Here is a 20938-nt window from a genome sequence, read left to right as displayed (position 1 = left end):
CGGGGTTCGCTTGCTGCGACTGTGTTGTTGACAGTGACTCTGTTGCCGTTCGTGCCTGCTTACGCTGCGCCGTCTCGCGCGGCGACCGCGGCGAGGGACCGCTCGGTTCCGGTCTCGCGGGTGGCTTCGCGTAAGCCGGTGGTGTCGCAGTCCAGTACGCAGCAGTGGAAGCCCTCACCAGGGCGGGTCACGTCTGGCGGTACGGCGGACCTTGAGGTCGCTTCTGCGTCTTCGGCTGCCAATCGGCGGCGGGTAGACGTGGGGGCCTGCCGGTTTCGGTCGTGGCGGACGGGTTGGCTCCGGCTCCGCGCGGTGTGCACGTGCAGGTGTTCGAGCAGGGGCAGGCAGACAAGGCAGGGGCTGCGGCGATCGTTCGGGTCGCGGCCCGTGATTCGGCGGCAGCTCGTGCCCGCACCCGCGTAGAGATTGATCATTCGGGGCTGACGGGTCTGTATGGCGCGGCGTGGGCGTCGCGGGGTTTGCACCTGGTGGCATTACAGGGTTGCCTAACCGACGCGACCGGCGACTTGACCTGCCGGCAGGCAACACCATTGTCGACACGTCACGACCGGGCAGGGCAGGTGGTGTCTGCCGCGGTGGACGTGCCGGCACGCAGCGCGCTGAGCCCGGAATCGCCCGAGGTGCAGCCGCTGGACGGGGCGATGGTGGCTCTGGTGGCGGGGGCCGCGGGCCAGACCGGCACCTTCCTGAAGACGTCGCTGAGCAGCTCGGCGAACTGGGCTGCAGGCGGCCAGGCGGGTGACTTTTCCTGGTCATATGACATGGAGGCGCCCGAGTCCGCGGGTGGGTTGGACCCTGAGATCAGCTTGAGTTACTCCTCCGGGCGAGTCGATGGGCAGACCAACGGCGAGAACACGCAGACGTCGTGGATCGGTGAAGGTTGGGACTACCACCCCGGGTACATCGAGCGGTCCTACCGGACGTGCAAGGAAGACCTGGCGAACGCACCCGCCTACACGAACGCCACGGGCGACCTGTGCTGGCGCGACTACAACGCCACCCTGATGTTGGACGGCAAGTCCACCGACCTCGTCCTCGACGACACGACCAAGACGTGGCGGTTGGCCGACGACGACGGCTCCAAGATCGAGTATTTGACGGGTGGCACCAGCAGCACCCGGAACTGGAACAATGAGCGGTGGCGGCTGACCACCCCCGATGGCACCCGCTACACGTTCGGCGCGAACTGGGTCGACAACCGGGAAACGTTCTCCGTCCAGGGCGTACCGGTGTTCTCCAACCACGCCAGCGATCCCTGCTACAAGACGGGCGGGTTCGCGGGGTCATGGTGTGCGACGGGATACCGATGGAACCTCGACCTCGTCGAGGACACCAGCGGCAACGTGATGTCGTACTTCTATTCCAAGGAGTACAACAAGGCCACGCTGGCGGGTAATGGCAGTGCCCTAGCCACCTACGACCGTGCCGCGACCCTGTCGCGGATCGAATATGGCTCGCGCGGCTTCCCCCAGCCGACCACGGCGCCGATGCAGATTGTCTTCTCGACCGCGCCTCGCTGCCTGTCGTCCTGCGGCACGGAAGCGAGCCCGACGAAGGCGAACTGGCCAGAAACGCCGTGGGACCTCACCTGCTCGGCCGCTCCGTGTACGGTCTCCGGTCCGACGTTCTGGACGGCGCGGCGGCTGCAGTTCATCACCGCGCAGGTCCGCCGCGGCACGGGCTATGTCGATGTCGACAAGTGGGAGCTTGTGCACCAGTTCCCGTCCACGGGTGAAGACCCTGCGCTGACCTCGCCCGCGCTGTGGCTTGCCAGGATCCGCCGCACCGGGGGCGACGGCACAACCACGCAGACTCTCCCGGATGTCACGTTCGGTGGCACCCGGTACGCCAACCGCACCGACCACAACGTCAGCGCGGGAGTACCAGTCACGAACAAGTACCGGGTCACTGCCGTCGGGGATGAGACCGGCGGTGAGCTGCTCGTGACCTACGAGGGCTCCGACTGCACCGTCACCTCCGTTCCCGCAGACCCGGCGCAGAACACCAAACGCTGCTTCCCGCAGTACTACACCCCTCCGGACAACGTTGGCGGCTGGTCGTGGTGGAACAAGTACCGTGTCACGCAGGTGGTCGAGCGGGACAACGTCGGCGGATCACCCAACGTGACCACCGCCTACGCCTACGCGACCACCGCGACCGTGAATTCCGTGACGGTCGGGTCGGCAACGAACGTGCTCTGGCACCACAACGACAACGCCTGGGCATCGCCCTTGGAGAAGCGCAGCTGGTCGGAGTTCCGTGGCTGGCCCATCGTCACCGTCACCAAGGGCGCCAGCGGCGAAACCCAATCCCAGTCGATGTACGTGTACTTCCGTGGCATGTACGGCGACCGCACCGACGCCGGCGAGAACACGCGCACAGCGACTGTGGTGGCCTCTGACAACTGGTCGCTTACCGACTTCAACTCCTACGCCGGATTGCTGCGCGAACGTATCGACTTCGCCAGCCCAGGCGGACAGCCCGTGCTGCGCCAGATTTACGGCCCCTGGCAGGGTTTGACTGCCAAACGAGTCGAGCCTGTTGCGTACGCGCAGCCGACCACCTTCCAGGCGTTTTTCGCCCAGCAGCGGGTCTTCCAAACTCACGAGTGGATCGCCGCCACCGGCACGTGGCGCAGCTCCGAGGTGTACCACCGGTTCGACACCACCTACGGCACGCCCACCAGCACTACCGACAACGGCGACACCTCCGTTACGGGCGACGAAACGTGCACCACCTACACGTATGCCCGCAACACCACGCCCGGCTTCTGGCTGACCGAACTGCCCGCTGAGGAAACCACCACCGACTGCACCGCCAATCCCGCGCCGGCGAACATCCTGGCCGGGACCCGTACCTACTACGACGGCACCACCACCGTCGGCGCCGCCCCCACCAAGGGCCTGGAGACCCGCGTCGACGAGCTGGCCTCCTACACCTCCACCACCCCGAACTGGATCACCACCGAAACGACCACCTACGACGTCCACGGCCGGGTGAAGACCAGCGCTGACGGCCTCAACCAAACGACCAGGTTCGACTACGTGCCCGCCACCGGCAGCCCGGTCACCGGCGTAACCGAAACCAACCCCGCCGGGCACGCCACCACGGACACCCTCGACCTTCGCGGACAGCCCACGTCATCCGTCGACGCGAACACCAAGACCACCACGGCTCAGTACGACCCCCTTGGCCGGCTCACCAAGGTCTGGCACCCGGGCCGGACCACTGCCCAGACGCCGAACACCGAGTACGCCTACAGCGTCACCAAGACCGCACCCACAACCGTGCAGACCAAGACGCTTGGCCCGAACGGCAATCAGATCAGCTCATACGAGATCTACGACGGGCACCTGCGCCTGCGGCAAACCCAGACCACCGCCCCCGACGGCAAGCGCGTCATCAGCGACACTCGCTACAACACCCGTGGTCTGGAAGCGGCCGAGTCCGCGTTCTACAACAACGCCTCCGCCCCAGCCGGGACTCTCGTCGCCTTCGCCGACGCTGACGTCAGCACCCAACGCCGTTACACCTACGACGGTCTTGAGCGCCCCGCCGGCGACGCCGTCTGGGCACAGAACGTCAAGAAGTGGGAGACGCTCGTCGCGTACGACGGCAACCGCGTTGACGTCACCCCGCCGGCCGGCGGCACCCCCGTCACGCTGATCAAGGATGCGCAGGGCAACACCACCGCCAAACGGCAATACCACGGCAGCAGCCCGAGCGGCACCTTCGATGAAACCACCTACGGCTACGACCGGCTCGACCGGCTGACCTCGGTCACCGACGCCGCCGGCAACACCTGGACCCACACATACGACCGGCTCGACCGACTCGTGGCCAGCACCGACCCCGACTCCGGCGACTCGTCCTACACCTACGACAACGCCGACCAACTCACCACCACCACCGACGGCCGCGGTGAAATCCTCTACCGCGCCTACGACGCCCTCGGTCGTCCCACCGAACTGCGCGACGACAACGCCACCGGCACTCTGCGCGCTAGCTGGACCTACGACACCCTCGCCAAGGGCTACCCCGCCTCAGCCACCCGCCACGACACCTCCGGCGCCTACACCCAGCAGGTCACCGGCTACAACGACCTCTACCAGCCCACCGGGCAGACCACCGTCCTCCCCGGCAGCCAGGGCGCCCTCGCCGGCACCTACACCACTGGATACAGCTACCAGCCGGACGGGTCACTGGCCACTATCGACCTGCCCGCTAAGGGCGGCCTGTCCGCCGAAACCGTCACCAACACTTACACCGACCAGGGCTACCTCACCGGCGTCACCGGCCTGGACACCTACCTCGCCAGCGCCCAGTACTACTGGCACGGCGCCGTCAAACAACAACTCCTCGGATCCGGCACCACACGGGCCCGCTTCACCACCACCATCGACGACGCCACCGGCCGACTCACCGCCTACCAAGCCGAAACCGAGAACCAAACCACCCCCGGCAGCTGGGACGAGAAACTCACCGAGCAATACACCTACGACCCCGCCGGGGACATCATCGGCATCGCCGAAACCAACGCCAGCACCGTCGTCGCCAACCAGTGCTTCGGCTACGACTACCTCCAACGCCTCACCGAAGCCTGGACCACCACCGCCCCCACCTGCCAAAGCACCCCAAGCCAAGCCATCATCGGCGGCGCCGACTCGTATTGGCACAGCTACACCTACGGCAAGACCGGCAACCGCACCACCGACACCCGCCACACCGCCGACGGCGACGCCACCCGCACCTACGCCTACTCCAACCCGGGAGCCGCTCGTCCGCACGCCCTCAACGGCGTCACGACCAACGACGGCGGACCGGCCAGCAACTTCACTTACGACAACGGCGGATACCTCAAGACTCGGACCGCCACCGGCAAACCCGACCAAGAACTCAGCTACGACGCCGAAGGCCACCTCGCCCAACTCGTCAACGGCGCCGACACGCACACCTACATTTATGACGCCGCCGGCAACCGGCTGATTGCCGACAACCCGGGCACAGACAAGACCCTCTACCTCGGCGACACCGAGTACCACCTGAACCACACCACCGGACAGGTCGCCGGCACCCGCTACTACCCTGACGCTGTCCGCACACCGGATGGCCTGATCTGGACCGCCGCCAACCACCACGGCACCAACCAGGTCGCCATCAACAGCAGCACCCTCGCGACCACCCGCCGACGCCTCACCCCCTTCGGCGAAGACCGCGGAGCGCCCCCCAGCACCTGGCCCGACAACAAGGGCTTCGTCGGTGGAACCACCGACCCCACCGGCTACACCCACCTCGGCGCCCGCGAATACGACCCCACCACCGGTCGATTCCTTTCCATCGACCCCCTCGTCGACTACTACGACCCCCAACACCTCAACCCCTACGCCTACGCGGAAAACAGCCCCGTCACTCAAGCCGACCCCGACGGACTCGTCCCTTGCAAGGACTGCACTGGCGGCGGTGGCGGCGTTGCCGGCAGCGGGCGAGGAGGACTCAGGATTCCGTCGCGCGTCGGTGCCCGCGGCGGCGCATCCAGCGCACGGGGAGGCAGCTACCTCGGATCCTCTCCCAGAATGGAGGCCCGCCAGCTACAGCAAATGAAGCGGAACGCCCGCCAGCAGCAACTGCGACTCCGTGCGCGGGCATCACAGCCGAAGCCAACCAGGCCCAATCCCTCGCGAGGAAATCGGCCGGCCCCGGCCACGAAAATCAAGCCCAAGCCCAAGCCTTCCCCTCGGCTGAATCCGAAGCCGAAGCCGAAGCCGAAGCCGAAGCCGAAAGCGCCGAGCCGCACCACTCCGAAGAAGCGTACCTGCAATGGCTCCTGCGGCAACGGAAACTTGCGGCCAGGGGACAACCCTGATGCCGCAAAGGGAAGGGAGATTCACAACAGTCAAGAGTGGCAGGACCATCTAGATTCCATTGGCTATAGTAGGGGACGTCCTGTCACTCCGAGAGATATTCCTGACGGCTTTACCGATAATGGCTTTCCGGTCGAGCTGAAGCGGGATGGGCAGAGTGGCATCCGTAAGGGAACCCGGCAGCTTCGGAGGTACATGAATCAGATGGGCGTAGACTACGGAGAGGTTTGGGTCTGGAAGGTGGAGGTTGGTGGAAGCGTCACCTTCCGTCTCGCGGCCGTGCCAAAGAGTCCGTTCAGATGGTTCAAATGGTAGGTTGACGTGACAAGAAGCCTGACTCCCGTTGCTCTCTTAAAGGCGGCAATTGCCACCGAGGCGATACCGGCCTCTGCTCAAATATACAGGAAGGGCTACGCCTCTTGGTCAACGCCAGACTTTGAGTTGACAGCCGTGATCAGCGGTCAGCCAGGTGGTCAACTGGAGTGGCATCTTTTTGTGAATGACGCTCGACTGGGACCAGCGATGTCAGACTTTGGTGGAATGTCTGTCAGTGTGAGTTCGGCTGACGGTAACGCTATTCCCCGCAACGGCGTTGACATCAACTCCGAGGAGGCGGTGAGCTTTCTGCACAACGGAATTGGCGCCGCCAAGTCCTTCGTGCGGGACCGAGCAGACCTCGCCCGCCTCCTGGCGTCGCCAACAGATGTCCAGCGAGGCGAGCTGATGGCTTGGCTTCCAGCAGCCAATTACCCGGCGCGTCTTGTCAAGGCACTCTTCGTTGCTCGCGACGCGGAGCTATCCGAACTCATTTCGGAAATTGATCAGAAGTTGAAGGCCGGGAGCATCCTCTTGCCCGGGGGAGAAGAGCTGCAAATCCGTCCTTCGGCCCGGCGGTGGGCAAGGGAGTATGCAAAGAGGCTGGGAGTCGAGGTCCCAATAGGCTAGCCAGCCTGCATCCCGCCGATGATCGGACATCCGGATCTGCCGCTGATAAGGCGCGGCATTCCTGAGCGCGTCCGGTTGACGACTGGGCCGTGGGAGCGGGGCGGGAGCGACTGAGCCTGACGGTCGCTGGGCGGGCGTCGGCGTTAGCCAGTGCTGCTCGGGCAAGCGGCCACGATCTCTGACGAACGACCTGCAGGACGGTCCGTCTTAGCTTGGCCGCAGCAGCCGCGTGAGCCCGGGGTCGGGGAGCAGGTTGGGAGCAACAGGGTGCACTGAACGGCCCTCAACCACCGAACGGCACCGGACGGCACGCAACTGCACCCACCCCTGCCTGCGGCTTCGCGTTTTTGCAGGTCAGAGTGGGTGCGGCGTCCTGCTTCACACGGAGTGCTCAGCGGTTTTGCGCAGCAGTCGACAGCAATCTATGTGGCCTGGCAGGGGAGTATGCGCAGGTCACGGCGGTGTGGAGCCGCTCAATGGCCTGGCCTTGCAAGTGGGAGCAGATTGGGTGCAGGCTGGCGAAATGGTCGCCGCACCCGAAGGGCTCACCGACACCGGACAGGGACGACGGCTTTGACCTGTGGTGATGCGGGTGAGCGGTGCGGCGTGACCTCCCAGAGAAGACCGAAGTGGTCAGGGTTCGCTGCTCCCCGCCTGGCTGGTGCCGGCTGTCGGCTTGGGGCCGGCCAACGTCGATCACGAGGGCCATGCCGCATCGACGTACGGCTCTGGGCGCCGTCGTGATGGCGACGGTATGGATCCCGCGAGTTGAGACCCGAATCCCACCGGCAACCTCCTGGCCAGGGATTCCTGTCCGGTGACCTCTTCGGCGACAGCGAAGAGGTCGGACGGTTGGGGGTGGGCCTTGGCCGGCGTTGCCCGAGGCGCGGAGGGCCGTGTTCGATGGTTGCGTCGTTGTGCCGAGTCGCTGTGTACTTGACGGATGATCTAGCTTCCAGAGCTGGACGCCACCGGCAAGTACCCCTGGCCGCGCCGGCCCGGCCAGCGCAAGTTCGGCGTGTACGCCGACGACATGCCGGTCTTCGGCTGGCTGCGCCGGGGCGCGCCCGGTCAGGCCCGCTGCCTGGAGGCGCAGGTGATGGACTGGGCCGACGACGTCGCCTACTCGGTGCACGACGTCGAGGACGGCATCCACGGCGGCTATCTCCGGATCGGCCTGTTGGTCCAGGACGCTGCCGAGCGGGCCGCCCTCTGCGCCGACGTCGCCGCCGAATACTCCGCCGAGCCGGTCGACTACTTGGCGGCGGTGCTGGTCGACCTGCTCGCCGACCCGCTGCTGGCCCCGCTGGCCAGCTACGACGGCAGCCATCGGGCCCAGGCCGCGGTCAAAGACGACCACCGCCGTCCTGGTCGGACGGTTCGTCGCCGCCGTGGGTGGAGACGACCCGGCAACGCTCCGTTCCGGGCCCACTTCGCCGGTACGCCGCCGACCTGATCGTCCCCGGCCGATCCGTGCCGATTGCCCCTGCTCAAGGGGATCGCGCTGCGCTACGTCACGCGCCGGGCCGGTGCCGAGGACCGGTATGCCCGGCAGCGCGACGTGCGCGCCGACCTGGTGCACGCCCTGACCGTCCGTGCCCCGGACGCGCTCGATCCGATCTTCGGCCCGCTCTGGCGGGCCGCCCCGGACGACGCCGGCCGGCTGCGGGTCGTGATCGACCAGGTCGCCTCGTTGACCGATCCGGCCGCGGTCGCCTGGCATCGCAGGCTGGTCGGCGGCTGACCGGCCAGCGCCCTCGCGTGGAGGCACTCGCAGCGTCGCCCAGCACCACCGCGGGCGGACCGACCAGCGACCGAAGCGGGCACGATCCGGGCGGGATGGCTCCCCATTCGGGCAGCCGTTTGGCGATAGAAGTTGGCTTTTGCCCCGTCTCCACGGCCCGATCGGGCCGCCCATTCGGGCAAAGGCAGAGCGAACCGTCTCGGCTGTGAAGCTGGTCACAAGGTTCCGGGAATGTTAAAAATTGACCAGAGTAGGTGCCACCGGGAGCCGTGGGAGGTGCGGGATGGGCGCGGAGGAACGCCAGCAGCGGATCCTGGCCCTGGCCCGCAGTCGCGGCGACGTCGACGTTGGCGCGCTCGCGGCCGATCTCGCCGTCGCCCCCGAGACCATTCGCCGCGACCTGCGCCAGCTCGAGCAGCACGGGCTGGTCCGGCGGACGCACGGTGGGGCGTACCCGGTCGAGACCGCCCGGTTCGAGACCACCCTGGCCGTCCGGACCACCCGCCGGGTGCCGGAGAAGCGGCGGATCGCCGCCGCGGCCGTCGGGCTGCTCGGTGACGCCGAGACGGTCTTCATCGACGAGGGGTTCACCCCCCAGTTGATCGCCGAGGCGCTGCCGACCGGCCGCCCGCTGACCGTGGTTACCACCTCGCTGAGCACCGCGTCCGTGCTGGCCACCGGGAGCCCGGCCACGGTCCTGCTGCTCGGCGGCCGGGTCCGCGGCCGCACCCTGGCCACCGTCGACCACTGGGCGACCCGGATGCTGGCCGACTTCGTCATCGACCTGGCCTACATCGGAGCCAACGGGATCTCCCGGAAACACGGCCTGACCACCCCGGATCCGGCGGTCGCCGACGTCAAGGCGCAGGTGGTCCGGGTCGCCCGCCGGAAGGTCTTCGCCGGCGTGCACACGAAGTTCGGAGCGAGCAGCTTCTGTCGCTTCGCCGACGTCTCCGACGTCGAGACCATCGTCACGGACACCGCACTGCCGGTCTCCGAGGCGCACCGCTATTCGCTGCTCGGGCCCACCGTCCTGCGTACCTGACCCGCGCCCCTCACCCCGCCACGCCAACCGGTTCGACCAGTACTGGAGGTTTGCTGTGCCCAAAATGCTGAGAAGGAAGCGCCTGTTGGGCGTTGGGATGGCCATGGCGTTGGCCTGCTCCCTCATGGCGTGCTCGTCGGGAGCCGTCTCGGACAAGTCGACGGGGGCGCAGGGCGGTCCCGTGACGCTCAATCTGGCGACCGTGAACAACGGCCAGATGAAGGACATGGAGCAGCTCAAGGCCGAGTACGAGAAGGCCAACCCGGGAGTGAAGGTCAACTTCCAGGTCATGGAGGAGGGTGACCTGCGCAGCGCGGTTACCGCCGATGTGGCCAGCGGCGCCGGGCAGTACGACGTCGTGACCATCGGGGCCTACGAAACGCCGCAGTGGGGCGCCAATGGTTGGCTCCGGGACCTGACACCAGACCTGAAGTCGGACTCGTCGTACGACGTGGACGACATCCTGCCGCCCGTGCGGGATGCGTTGACCCATGACGGGAAGCTTTATGCCGTTCCCTTCTACGGCGAGTCGTCGATCCTGATGTACAACAAGGATGCCTTGGCCAAGGCCGGCGTGACGATGAGCAACAACCCGACCTGGCAGCAGGTGGCTGACGCGGCCAAGAAGGTCAACAGCAGCAACATGGCCGGCATCTGCATGCGCGGCAAGCCCGGCTGGGGAGACCTCTTCGCCCCGCTCACGACGGTTGTGCAGAGCTTCGGCGGGAACTGGTATGACAACCAGTGGAACGCCACGGTGAACACGCCGGAGTGGAAGAACGCGGTCACCTTCTACAAGACGATGCTGGACCAGTCCGGCGAGAAGGACCCGGTCTCCTACAGCTTCAACGAGTGCCTCACGGCGCTCAAGGAGGGTAAGGCGGCCATGTGGGCGGACGCCTCGGTCGCCGCGTCGATGCTCGAGGCATCCGACTCCCCGGTGAAGGGAAAGATGGGCTACGCCCATATGCCGGTCGACAAGACCAAGGAGTCCGGCTGGCTGTGGAGCTGGAACCTTGCCATCCCGAAGACGACCAAGCACAAGGACGCGGCCGTCAAGTTCGTCAAGTGGGCCACCAGCAAGGACTACATAAAGCTGGTCGGACAGAAGATCGGCTGGTCCAACGTCCCGCCAGGGTCGCGCACCTCGACCTACGAGATCCCGGAGTACAAGGACGCGGCCAAGGCGTACGCCCCCATCACGCTCGAGGTGATGAGCGCGGTCAACCCCAAGCAGCCCGGGGTCAACCCCCAGCCGTGGGTCGGGATCCAGTACGTGTCCATTCCGGAGTTCCAGGACGTGGGCAACAAGTGCGCGCAGTACGTCGCGGATTACCTCGCCAACCGCTCGTCGGTCGATGATGTCCTAGGCAAGTGCCAGGCAGTCGCCAAGGCGGCCGGAGACAAGCACAAGTGATCCGCAACCCGTAGGACGTGCTGCCGGGCCCGGACGAGGGCTCACCCCCGGGCCCGGCAGCACGGAACACGGTTGATGCGTCTCACTCGCCCTGCCAGATTGCACAGGGTCGGACAAGGGAGTGTCGACATGACAACCATCACCGAGCCCAACCAGCCGAACCTTGACCAAGTCGAAGCACGGACCGCCACAGAGCGGCGACGCCTACAACGCAAGCACGCGTGGATGAACCGGGGGCTTCTTCTCCCCGCCGTCATCTTCCTGATCCTGCTCACCCAGATCCCCTTCCTCGTCACCATCGGTTTCTCGACCATGAAGTGGAACCTGCTGTACCCGAACGACCGGGGCTTCAGTGGGCTGGACAACTACAAGTCGGCCCTCACCTCCGGTGAGCTCTGGCCCTCGATCGTGGCGACCGTGCTAATCACCGCATTCTCCGTGGTCTTGTCGCTTCTCTTCGGGATGCTGTTTGCGATCCTCCTGGACCGCAAGCTTCCCGGGCGGGCGATTGCTCGGACCTTGATGATCACGCCGTTCCTCATCATGCCGGCCGCAGCCGCGCTCATTTGGAAGTTCTCGATGTTCGACACGAACATCGGCATGATCAACTGGCTGCTTCGCACGCTGGGCCTGGACTCCATCTCGTGGAGCACCGAACACCCCATGGCCACCGTCGTGATCGTGTTGACTTGGCAATTCACGCCGTTCATGATGCTGATCCTGCTCGCCGGCCTCCAGGGCCAGGCCAAGGAAACGCTGGAGGCTGCACAGGTCGACGGAGCCGGCCCTTGGCGCACGTTCACGTGGATCACGCTGCCGCACCTGCGGATGTACGTCGAGATCGGCGTGCTGCTCGGCTCCGTCATCATCCTACAGGTCTTCGACCCCATCGCCATTCTCACCAAGGGCACCGGTGGGACGAAAACCCTCGCCTATCTGCTATACGAACGGGCCTTCATCGGGCTCGACGTCGGCCAAGCGGCGGCCTACGGCGTCGTAACCGTCATCCTGACGATCATCGTGGCAACGGTGGCACTCAAAACACTTTTCAAGGTCTTCATGTCAGGAGGAAGCCGATGAGCGCTCCACTGAAGAACGTCCTCATCAACGTCCTTACCTGGGCGCTCGTGCTGATCTTCTTCTTCCCCGTTTTCTGGATGTTCATCAACGGATTCAAACCCGAGTCCATCGCTTCCTCAGTCAACCCCAAGGTCTTCTTCACCCCGGTCACCGAGGGCTACCAGCTCGCCATGCAGCGCGGGATGGCCGGCTACCTGCAGAACTCGCTCACCGCGGCGACTACGGCGACGATCATCTCGGTCGCGCTTGCCATCCCGGCGGCCTACGCGCTGAGCATCCGACGAGTCAAGGCTGTCGAGGGATCGCTGTCCTTCTTCATCTCGACACGGTTCATGCCCCTCGCGGCAGTGGTGCTGCCGCTGTTCATGATCCTCAAGACCGTCGGCCTGCTGGACAACATCTACATGCTGGCCATTGTCTATGGGGCCGTGAATCTCCCGGTCACCGTGTGGATGATGCGGTCCTTCTTCCTGGAGGTCCCGTTTGAGATCGTCGAAGCCGCCAGAGTCGACGGTACCGGTCTGTACCGGGAGATCGTCCGCATCGTCCTCCCGCTGGTCCTACCAGGAATGGCGGCAGCGGCACTCATCAGCTTTATCTTCGCTTGGAATGAGTACTTCCTGGCCCTCTTGTTGACAAGCTCCTCGGCGCGCACCACGCCGCCCTTCCTCGGCAGCTTCGTCGACGGCCGGGGACAGTTCCTCGCCGTGCTCTCCGCCGCAGCCACCATCGCCGCACTTCCCGTCATCATCGCCGGATGGGTCGCCCAGAAGCAGCTCGTCAGGGGCCTCTCCATGGGCGCCATCAAGTGAGCAATCCGCACGCAATCTCAGAAAAGACGACCCTGTGAGCATCCTCGAGCGCAGTCTTCAAGACACCGTTGTTGCAGTCACCGGAGCCGGAGGTTCCATCGGCGGCGCTCTCGCTCGGCACCTCCTCAGCAGCGGCGCCCGAGTGGTAGCCGCTGACCTCCGCCCAGAATCCCTGGCGTCGCTTCGCGAGGAATGGCATGAAGACCGGCTCGTGACCAGCGTCGGCGATATAAGGCACGAAGCAACATCTGAGGCAATCATCGGTGCAGGGGTCGAGGCCTTCGGGCAGGTGGACTCCGTTGTCGCCAACGCAGCTATCGGCTTCTATGGAGGTCTCCTCGACTACTCCGCCCAAGAGGTCGACCTCATGGTCGATGTCAACGTCAAGGGAACCGTCTGGCTTGCTCGAGCCGCGGTGCAGCAGTATCGCGCTCAAGGTTCTGGCGGCGACATCGTCATCATCGGATCCGTGGCCGGGCTTCTGATCGGCGGCGGAAAGGAGGCCGTGTACTCCGCCACCAAGGGTGCTCAGATCAATCTGGGATACGCGCTCGACCGCGAGCTCCGAGGAGAAGGCATCCGCACGACCACCATCGCGCCAGCAGGAGTCAACACCCCCTTCGCGGCCGCTGATGGACGGTTCGGTGACGTGGACCCCTCACAGGGACCCTTCATGGAGCCGACAGACATCGCGAGGGCCGTCGACTACACCCTTCGTCAACCACGCCGCATGCGGACTGAACTGTGGACCACGTGGAGCATGGCCGAAGAACACTGAGGCACGGACCGTTATCGATGACCGGCAACCGTTGGGCAATGACCAAGCATGGATCACTCGCCCGCGACCAGGTCTCTTGCGGCCTTGCAGCATAGTTTTCCGGACACTGTAGAAGTTGAGGACGAATGCATGAACAGTGAAGTCACTGGGGCTGTGGCTGCAGACCGAGCCGCCTTTCGGCCGACTATCAAAGACGTCGCCCGAGTGGCAGGACTGAGTTTCAAGACCGTTTCAAGAGTACTGAACGACGAGCCCGACGTGAGAGACGAGACTCGCGCGCGTGTCACCAGCGCCATCTCTTTGCTGGGCTATCCGCGCAACGAAGCGGCTGCAGAACTCCGGCGACCCCGCAGAAACCATGAGGTCTGATGGGAGTCGCAAGAGGTAACTCGAGTGATGAGCTGCTGAGCCGCTGGTCAGTGCTTGAAGCAACTCTCCGATCATCGCTGCCGGTGGGCAGAACACCTTGCCCGGTGCCTCCACATCACGGGGCGTCCGGGTGGTTGCAGCTGCGCACCGTGAGCTCGTCCCTGTCGCAGTGTCCAAGGCTTGAGCGGGTGGCGCCATGAGTGCACACCTGCTCGTGATCGGTGAGGCACTCATCGACCGCGTCCGCGACGCCGACGGCGACGTCGTCGAGCACGTGGGCGGCAGCCCCGCCAACGTGGCCGTCGGCCTAGCCCGGCTCGACCACCGAGTCGACTTCGCCACCCGGCTGGGCCCCGACGTTCGCGGCACCCGGATCGCCCACCACCTGACCCGGCACGGCGTCTGGCTGTTGAGCACCACCGTGGGCGAGCAGCCTACCTCGGTCGCGCAGGCCCACCTCGACGCGACCGGCGCCGCCGAGTACACCTTCGACCTGCATTGGGACCTGCCCCAGCTCGAGGTCCCGGCCGGCACGACGCACGTGCACACGGGGTCGATCGCGGCGGTTCTCGAGCCGGGTGCACGGTCGGTGGCGGCGGCTCTGCGCGACGCCCGGGAGCACGCCACGGTCTCCTACGACCCCAACATCCGGCCCGACATCATGGGTGACCTCGACGTCGTGCGCGGGCACGTCGAGGAGCTCGTCGGCCTCTCCGACGTCGTCAAGGCCAGCGAGGACGACCTGCTCCTGCTCTACCCCGGCTCGGCGGTCTCCGATGTGCTGCGCCGGTGGGGCATCCTCGGCCCTGCGCTCGTCGTCGTGACGCGCGGGCCCGACGGCGTGGAATTCGGCCTCAGCACCACTGGCGAGGCCGCGTCCGCGCCCACCCTGGCGGAGGGGGTCGTCGACACGGTCGGCGCAGGTGACTCCTTCATGGCCGGGCTGCTCTCCGGGCTGGTCTCGGCCGGCCTCACCGGTTGCAAGGGTCGGAAGCGGCTGGCCGACGCCACCCTGGCCGACGTGCGACCCGCCATCGACCGCGCGCTGGGCTGCGCCGCCGCCACGGTCGCCCGCGCCGGCGCCTACGCGCCCAGCCTCGACGAGCTCCGAAGCCGCGGCAATGGTCGGTCACCCCGCCACGTCGCTGGTTCCACCACTTGCCAATTTGCGCTGTCGGCTTCGCCGCCCCAACAAGCTCAGCCCGGAGCTGTCGATGCGCCGCCCAGTGACTTCGACGCCAAGTCAGCGCTGACCGCCTGATCACCGCCCACCAGACCGCAGGAGACCTTCACCATGACCCCCTCCCCTGTGCCCCTGTCCGACGACACGCTGGGTGAGCTCGACGACCGGGTCGGCCGGCCGGCATACGACCGGTCGCAGGTGCGCGCCGGGATCGTGCACTTCGGCGTGGGCGGGTTCCACCGCGCCCACCAGGCGATGTACCTCGATCGCCTCATGAACGACGGCAAGGCCCTGGAGTGGGGCATCTGCGGAGTCGGCGCCCTGCCGCACGACCGCAGGATCATCGACACACTGCGCGCGCAGGACGGGCTCTACACCCTGGTGGTCAAGCACCCCGACGGGCGGCGCGAGCCCCGGGTCATCGGCTCGATCGTGGAGACGATGTTCGCGCCCGAGGACCCTGCCGCGGTCGTCGACCGGCTCGCCGACCCGCGCACCCGGATCGTTTCGACGACGATCACCGAGGGCGGCTACCTCGTCAACCAGGTCACCGGCGAGTTCGACGCCGAGGACGCCTCCATCCAGCCCGACCTAAGGGCCGACTTCGCCGGCGGCGACTGGCCCACCACGGTGTTCGGCTTCATCGTCGCCGCCCTCGACCGGCGTCGCCGGGAGGGACGTGAGCCCTTCACCGTGATGTCGTGCGACAACCTGCCCGACAACGGCGACGTGGCCAAGGCGATGATGTGCGCCTTTGCCCGGCTGAAGGACCCCGCGCTGGCCGACTGGATGAAGCGCGAGGTCGCCTTCCCCAACTGCATGGTCGACCGGATCACACCGGTCACCTCACCCGACGACATCGCGCTGCTCGAGAGCGAGTTCGGCGTCGGGGACGGCTGGCCCGTCGTCTGCGAGCCGTTCGAGCAGTGGGTGCTCGAGGACCACTTCGGGCAGGGCCGTCCGCCGTTCGAGGAAGCCGGGGTGCAGGTGGTCGACGACGTCGTTCCCTACGAGCTGATGAAGCTGCGGCTGCTCAACGCCAGCCACCAGACGCTGTGCTACCTGGGCTACCTCGCCGGGTACCGGTACGCGCACGAGGTCTGCCAGGACCCGCTGTTCGTCGACTTCCTGCTGGGCTACATGGAGCGCGAGGGCACACCGACCCTGCCCGAGGTGCCCGGGGTCGACATCGACCACTACCGCCACCAGCTCATCGAGCGGTTCGCCAACCCGGAAGTACGCGACACCCTCGCCCGGCTGTGCGCCGAGAGCTCCGACCGCATCCCCAAGTGGCTGGTGCCGGTGATCCGCGCCAACCTCGCGTCAGGCGGTGAGATCGACCGCTCCGCCCTGGTGGTCGCGTCGTGGGCCCGCTACGCCGAGGGCGTCGACGAGCAGGGCGAGCCGATCGAGGTGGTCGACCGACTCAAGGACCGGGTGATGGCGGCCGCGGCCCGTCAGGGCGAGGACCGGCTGGCGTTCCTCCGCGACCGGGACCTGTTCGGCGACCTCGTCGACGACCAGCGGTTCACCTCCGCCTACACCGCAGCACTCGACGCGTTGCACAGCCAGGGCGCCCGAGCCACGCTGGAGGCCCTGGCGGCGGAAGGACTGGGGGAGGCGTGATGCGGGCTGCGGTGCTCAACCGACCCGGCCAGGTCGAGCTCGTCGACCGGCCGGAGCCGGAACCGGGCCGGAAGAGGGTTGTACACCCGTGCTGGCGCCGAACCGGGTTCACGCGCACTTCCCGCTACCGGAACGGCCGAAGGCGCTAACCAAGCGAGGGCGTCGACGGTCCTGGCCTGTGCCTGCGCAGCTACGCTGCAGTTGTAACGGGCCGTCCCGTCGCCGACGCGTCACCTCGGACCCTGCCGTCAGAATGGTTCGGCGATATCGCGCACACCCACCGTGCGATCGATGATGCTCGCGGCTACGCGCACCTGCTAGGTTTGCTGCTCCGACGAGCTCGGACGCTCCAGGGTCGGCTGGTTGAAGGCACCCGCGACGACGCTTCGCGACGCTCCCGAGCAGCAGGGTCACGTGCACACTTCTGCCGCTGACAAAGCGCGGTGTCCGCGAGGGCGCTCGTCACCGTCCGTTCCCCCTGTCGCCGGGTCGCTCGCCTCGTACCCGCGGGGCGGACCTGCGTTAGGCAGGCTGTCCCGGCTGACCGCATGAGGCGGGAATCGGGGGAGCAGGTTGGGAGCAGCCGGGTGCACTGAACGGCGTTGAGCTGCACTCAACGGCACCGAATGGCGCCCAACGGCGTACGTCGCGACCTGCGGTCTTGCGTTTTCGCAGGTCAGAGCAGGCGGAGCGTCCTGCTTCACACGGAGTGCTCAACGGTTTTGCGCAGCAGTCGACAGCGTTCTATGTCGCCTGGCAGGGGAGTATGCGCAGGTCACGGCGGTAAGGAGCAGCTGGATAACCTGGCCTTGCAAGTGGGAGCAGATTGGGTGCAGGTTGGCGAAGTGGTCACCGCGCCCGAAGTGCTCACCGAGGCCGGCAGAGCGGAGTGGCTTTGACCTGCGATGATGCGGGCGTGCGGTCCGGCGTGACCTCCCAGAGAACGCCGAAGTGGTCAGCGCTGGCTGCTCCCTTCCTGCCCTACTGCCGGCTCGTCGTCCTGGGCCCGCTGACGCCAGTCGCCGGACCATCTTGCATCGACGTGCGGCTCTAGATCCGCCACGGAGGAGTTGGTAGGGATTCCAGTAGCTGAGACTCGAATCCCACCGGCAGTTATCTGACCAGCGCTTCCTGTTCGGTGACCTCTTCGGCGTGCCCGAAAGTGTCAGCTGGGTCCGTGGGTTGCACACACGGCGAGCCGTTCTGGCGAGTCCCATCTGAGGCTTGACGTTTCCGTTCCAGCTGATGGAGTGGCCTAGGGAAGATTTGGTGGGCTCATCGTAGACGGGTTTGGGGTTGGGTTAGATCGATGTGATGCTCGACTGGGCGATGTGTTGGTCCGGTGTATTCGGTGAGGGTGAACCGGCGGTGGTCGTCGGTGGGGTGGGCGGTGACGGCGACGGTGCTTCCGTCTTCGAAGCGCAGCGTGAAGACGGGGTCTTGGTCGCAGAGGAACGCGAAGGCGTCGCGGTCCTCGTCGGTGTCGGTGGTCAGGCGGCCGTGGGCGTCCCAGCCGGTGTCGCTGGCGGTGATCACGACGGCCACTTCGACACTGCCGAGAAGGGTCGAGGTGTTGGCCCACCAGTCCAGCCAGCAGCGGCCCTCGAAGCGGTCCATGCCGTCACCTCTTTGAAGGTCAAACTCTGGCCGGAAGATGGTCGGTCTTGCGTGGTCGGTGGGCTTTGATGCTGCGGACCGGCTGGTCGTTGGTCCGTCGGAATGTGCGGGGGCCATCGTCGCATTCGACGGTGAGGGTGGTGTCCGTGACGTCGATGGTGACGGTCTTGCCAGCGTGGACCCGGCCGAGGGCGACCTTCTGGCCGACGACCATGACGACTCCGCTGTTGGAGGCCCGCCGCTGCACCCGGGTGGGTCCGGTGGCGGGTTGGGGCGGGGGACCTGCCGGGCGGGCACCGCGCAGCCGGATCACTTCGTCGGGGGTGAGCGGGTTGGGGCGGGTGCGCAGGAGTTCGCGACTTTCCGAATGGAAAAACGTCAGGGTGGTGGCGTCGACGCGGATGCCGACGCGACGGCCGCCGAGGATCTCGGCGGCGAGGATGATGTGCTGGCCAGGAGACGCTGCCGCTGCGGCTGACGGTCTGTTCGACCCCCACCACGCCCGGACGACCCGCTGAGCACATCGTCCCCCGTACAATTGCCCGTGCCACAAGCCTGCAAAGAGGCGTACCTCGATCTAACATCGCCGCGTGAGGAAACGCCTGTGGGTCATCCTGGGACTGGCCGTGGCTGGCGTGCTCGCCGTACCGGTCGCCGTTCTCGGCGTCTATGCCACCCATCCTCGTGACGAGGACGGATACCTGGCGTACCTCAAGCAGTACGGCGACCGGCAAAGCGACGAGCCGCTGCAGGTGCTGCCGCCGACCGCAGATCTGATTGCCGAGGGTGACTTGGCATGCGACTGGCTGCGCGAGCAGCCGTACGCCCTCTGGCGGCACGACCCGCAGTACCGCGAGTTGGCGATCTATCAGCGCTACCTCGAGCAGGTCGGCGACCGCTCGCCGAAGTGGGGCAATACGCTGCCAGATTTGGGATCGGTGACAGGGGCTGCTTGGAACTACCTCTGCCCGGCAGACCGGGAGCTACGGCAACCCCGCCGCCACCCTTTCGCCCCCAAGCCAGATTGAACGACGCAACCGACCTGGTCGTGCGCCTCTGGACGGAAGCGGTGGGCGTTGGCTGTACAGCCATCCGTACAGCCAAGGCCACCTGCTGACGCCGACCCCGACCGACAACGCTAGACGGGCTGACCAAGGCAGCACACGCCTCGCCAGCCATCCGCGATCTTTCTTCTAATCCCGAGGCCCGCTTACGGGCGTCCCTCATCTGCCGACGCCCCGGATGCTGCCCACGGGCCGGCCGATCGCGTACATCACCTGGCGCGCGTTGAACTCCTCGAAGGCGTCGACCCGGACCATGCCCAGGGCTTCCAGGAGACGGACCGATCGGCCGTTTGCCTCCTGAGTGACGGCGATCAGCCGGGGCGCGTCCGGGAACCGGTCGAAGGCCAAACCGATGGCCGTCGTACATGCCTCCCGGGCGTACCCACGTCCCCACCACTCTGGCAGGAAGACGTACGACAGTTCCAGATCTCCCGTCCGGTACCGGCCGAGGTGGCACCAGCCGACGATCTCGCCGGAACTCCTCGTCACCATCAGCCCGCCCGTGTGGTCACCCACCCGCCGTTCGGCCGCCACGTCGTCAGACACCGGGCCGCCGAGGTAGCGCCGCATCACCGGGTCTTGCCACATCCGCTCAAGCACCGGCAGGTCGGACGATCGAACATCCCTTAGCACCAGACGTTCCGTTCTGGCCAGCGCTTCACGAGACTCGGTGCTCATCGGGCCATCCTCCACCAGGCCCCACTCATCCGAGTGCTCTGCCGATCATGTCGTTCATGGTGTCGTCGCCGCCGTCGACGAAGTTGGCGTAGACGCGGAGCAGGAGCAGCGTCTGGCCGAGCAGGTCAGCGACACCCGCCGACGTGGGTCGACAAGCGTCTTGATCTCTGCAAGGCAGGGATCCACGACGCACCCGGACAAGCGGAATCAGCCACTCCCATCCCCACGCCATGTCGTTGCCTCCGTCCGTGCCCGGCCTCGCGTCGAGCGCCTACCGTGTCTGTTCGACACGTCCGCTTGCCTGGAGGAGACCGTCGTGCCCCGCACCGCCGCCACCAAGCCCATCTCGACCGGCATCGGATGGGCCGGTGCCTTGGTCGCAGTCGCCGCCGGCCTCTACCCGGCGATGCACGGCGTGTACTGGGCAATCCCGCTCACCATCGCCGCGGTGGGCGGTGCGATCGGCATCTGGCGGGCTGTCGTTCTGCTGGGCATGGTCATGAACCATCTGCACTGGCGGGACATCGAGGTGCCCGCCGCCGACGACGACTGACCTGGGCGGCCCGGCCCGGGTCACCCCCTACGGCCGACACGGGCGCGACCGCTCGTCTGAGTCCTCATTTAGGGCGTGTCTCAGATGGACGGTGCGGTAGCTGCGGCATGATCTACGTTTCGTGACAGCGATGGTCGATGACATG

15 protein-coding genes and 2 pseudogenes are annotated in these 20938 nt (G+C 66.4%); 14 read left to right on the top strand and 3 right to left on the bottom strand.

The window, feature by feature from the left end; all coding sequences use genetic code 11:
- The first annotated feature begins 320 nt into the window (after positions 1-320).
- The 11 genes and pseudogenes from B0E53_RS05310 to B0E53_RS05265 all read left to right on the top strand — a co-directional run bounded on the left by B0E53_RS05310 (position 321) and on the right by B0E53_RS05265 (position 16881).
- Positions 321-6197, top strand: coding sequence for an RHS repeat-associated core domain-containing protein (locus B0E53_RS05310; protein ID WP_146167594.1), 5877 nt, complete (start codon positions 321-323; stop codon positions 6195-6197).
- Between the two features lie 6 nt (positions 6198-6203).
- Entirely contained in the window at positions 6204-6827 is a 624-nt protein-coding gene (locus B0E53_RS36895) for a hypothetical protein (protein WP_146167593.1), read from the top strand.
- Positions 6828-7788: 961 nt separating this feature from the next.
- A pseudogene (locus B0E53_RS05305) lies at positions 7789-8571 on the top strand (deoxyguanosinetriphosphate triphosphohydrolase); the annotation flags it as partial.
- Positions 8572-8854: 283 nt separating this feature from the next.
- Positions 8855-9616 (top strand): DeoR/GlpR family DNA-binding transcription regulator, encoded by a 762-nt coding sequence (locus B0E53_RS05300; protein ID WP_107074946.1) that lies wholly within the window; start codon positions 8855-8857, stop codon positions 9614-9616.
- Between the two features lie 64 nt (positions 9617-9680).
- Positions 9681-11033 (top strand): sugar ABC transporter substrate-binding protein, encoded by a 1353-nt coding sequence (locus B0E53_RS05295; protein ID WP_107074945.1) that lies wholly within the window; start codon positions 9681-9683, stop codon positions 11031-11033.
- Positions 11034-11162: 129 nt separating this feature from the next.
- Entirely contained in the window at positions 11163-12113 is a 951-nt protein-coding gene (locus tag B0E53_RS05290) for a sugar ABC transporter permease (RefSeq protein WP_107074944.1), read from the top strand.
- On the top strand, positions 12110-12925 hold the full coding sequence (locus B0E53_RS05285) for a carbohydrate ABC transporter permease (RefSeq protein WP_107074943.1): 816 nt from the start codon (positions 12110-12112) through the stop codon (positions 12923-12925). Before B0E53_RS05290 ends, B0E53_RS05285 begins: the two co-directional genes overlap by 4 nt.
- Before the next feature lie 34 nt (positions 12926-12959).
- Positions 12960-13703, top strand: coding sequence for an SDR family oxidoreductase (locus B0E53_RS05280; protein ID WP_107074942.1), 744 nt, complete (start codon positions 12960-12962; stop codon positions 13701-13703).
- Between the two features lie 129 nt (positions 13704-13832).
- Positions 13833-14024 (top strand): annotated as a pseudogene (locus tag B0E53_RS05275) (LacI family DNA-binding transcriptional regulator); the annotation flags it as partial.
- Between the two features lie 244 nt (positions 14025-14268).
- Positions 14269-15333 carry a carbohydrate kinase gene (locus B0E53_RS05270; protein ID WP_107074940.1) on the top strand — a complete coding sequence of 355 codons (1065 nt, stop codon included), beginning with the start codon at positions 14269-14271 and terminating at the stop codon, positions 15331-15333.
- Positions 15334-15366: 33 nt separating this feature from the next.
- Positions 15367-16881: a mannitol dehydrogenase family protein gene (locus B0E53_RS05265; protein ID WP_107074939.1), complete on the top strand. Its 1515-nt coding sequence runs from the start codon at positions 15367-15369 to the stop codon at positions 16879-16881.
- Positions 16882-18156: 1275 nt separating this feature from the next.
- Here the strand turns inward: B0E53_RS05265 and B0E53_RS05260 are convergent.
- Complete coding sequence (locus tag B0E53_RS05260; protein ID WP_107074938.1) at positions 18157-18498, bottom strand: hypothetical protein; 342 nt, start codon at positions 18496-18498, stop codon at positions 18157-18159.
- Between the two features lie 37 nt (positions 18499-18535).
- Here B0E53_RS05260 and B0E53_RS05250 point away from each other — a divergent pair, with 37 nt between their 5' ends.
- Together B0E53_RS05250 and B0E53_RS05245 are read left to right on the top strand one after the other, a co-directional pair.
- Positions 18536-18976 (top strand): hypothetical protein, encoded by a 441-nt coding sequence (locus tag B0E53_RS05250; RefSeq protein ID WP_146167592.1) that lies wholly within the window; start codon positions 18536-18538, stop codon positions 18974-18976.
- A 112-nt stretch (positions 18977-19088) separates the two neighbouring features.
- Entirely contained in the window at positions 19089-19526 is a 438-nt protein-coding gene (locus tag B0E53_RS05245) for a hypothetical protein (protein WP_246835250.1), read from the top strand.
- A gap of 195 nt (positions 19527-19721) precedes the next feature.
- Here B0E53_RS05245 and B0E53_RS05240 read toward each other — a convergent pair whose 3' ends face one another.
- Together B0E53_RS05240 and B0E53_RS37345 are read right to left on the bottom strand one after the other, a co-directional pair.
- Complete coding sequence (locus tag B0E53_RS05240; protein ID WP_107074935.1) at positions 19722-20240, bottom strand: GNAT family N-acetyltransferase; 519 nt, start codon at positions 20238-20240, stop codon at positions 19722-19724.
- A gap of 25 nt (positions 20241-20265) precedes the next feature.
- Positions 20266-20433: a hypothetical protein gene (locus tag B0E53_RS37345; RefSeq protein WP_168215229.1), complete on the bottom strand. Its 168-nt coding sequence runs from the start codon at positions 20431-20433 to the stop codon at positions 20266-20268.
- 123 nt (positions 20434-20556) lie between these two features.
- Here B0E53_RS37345 and B0E53_RS05230 point away from each other — a divergent pair, with 123 nt between their 5' ends.
- Positions 20557-20793 (top strand): hypothetical protein, encoded by a 237-nt coding sequence (locus B0E53_RS05230; RefSeq protein WP_107074933.1) that lies wholly within the window; start codon positions 20557-20559, stop codon positions 20791-20793.
- The last annotated feature ends 145 nt before the right edge of the window (positions 20794-20938 follow it).

The organism is Micromonospora sp. MH33 (assembly GCF_003013775.1).
Taxonomy (GTDB): domain Bacteria; phylum Actinomycetota; class Actinomycetes; order Mycobacteriales; family Micromonosporaceae; genus Micromonospora; species Micromonospora fulviviridis.
The sequence above is the reverse complement of the archived record's forward strand: the minus strand, read 5'-3'. Positions and strand labels throughout refer to the sequence as shown.

Coding starts and splice junctions, on each gene's coding strand:
- B0E53_RS05300 (WP_107074946.1), top strand. CDS start 8,855: ATGGGCGCGGAGGAACGCCAGCAGCGGATCCTGGCCCTGGCCCGCAGT.
- B0E53_RS05295 (WP_107074945.1), top strand. CDS start 9,681: ATGCTGAGAAGGAAGCGCCTGTTGGGCGTTGGGATGGCCATGGCGTTG.
- B0E53_RS05290 (WP_107074944.1), top strand. CDS start 11,163: ATGACAACCATCACCGAGCCCAACCAGCCGAACCTTGACCAAGTCGAA.
- B0E53_RS05285 (WP_107074943.1), top strand. CDS start 12,110: ATGAGCGCTCCACTGAAGAACGTCCTCATCAACGTCCTTACCTGGGCG.
- B0E53_RS05270 (WP_107074940.1), top strand. CDS start 14,269: ATGAGTGCACACCTGCTCGTGATCGGTGAGGCACTCATCGACCGCGTC.
- B0E53_RS05265 (WP_107074939.1), top strand. CDS start 15,367: ATGACCCCCTCCCCTGTGCCCCTGTCCGACGACACGCTGGGTGAGCTC.
- B0E53_RS05260 (WP_107074938.1), bottom strand. CDS start 18,498: ATGGACCGCTTCGAGGGCCGCTGCTGGCTGGACTGGTGGGCCAACACC.
- B0E53_RS05250 (WP_146167592.1), top strand. CDS start 18,536: ATGGTCGGTCTTGCGTGGTCGGTGGGCTTTGATGCTGCGGACCGGCTG.
- B0E53_RS05240 (WP_107074935.1), bottom strand. CDS start 20,240: ATGAGCACCGAGTCTCGTGAAGCGCTGGCCAGAACGGAACGTCTGGTG.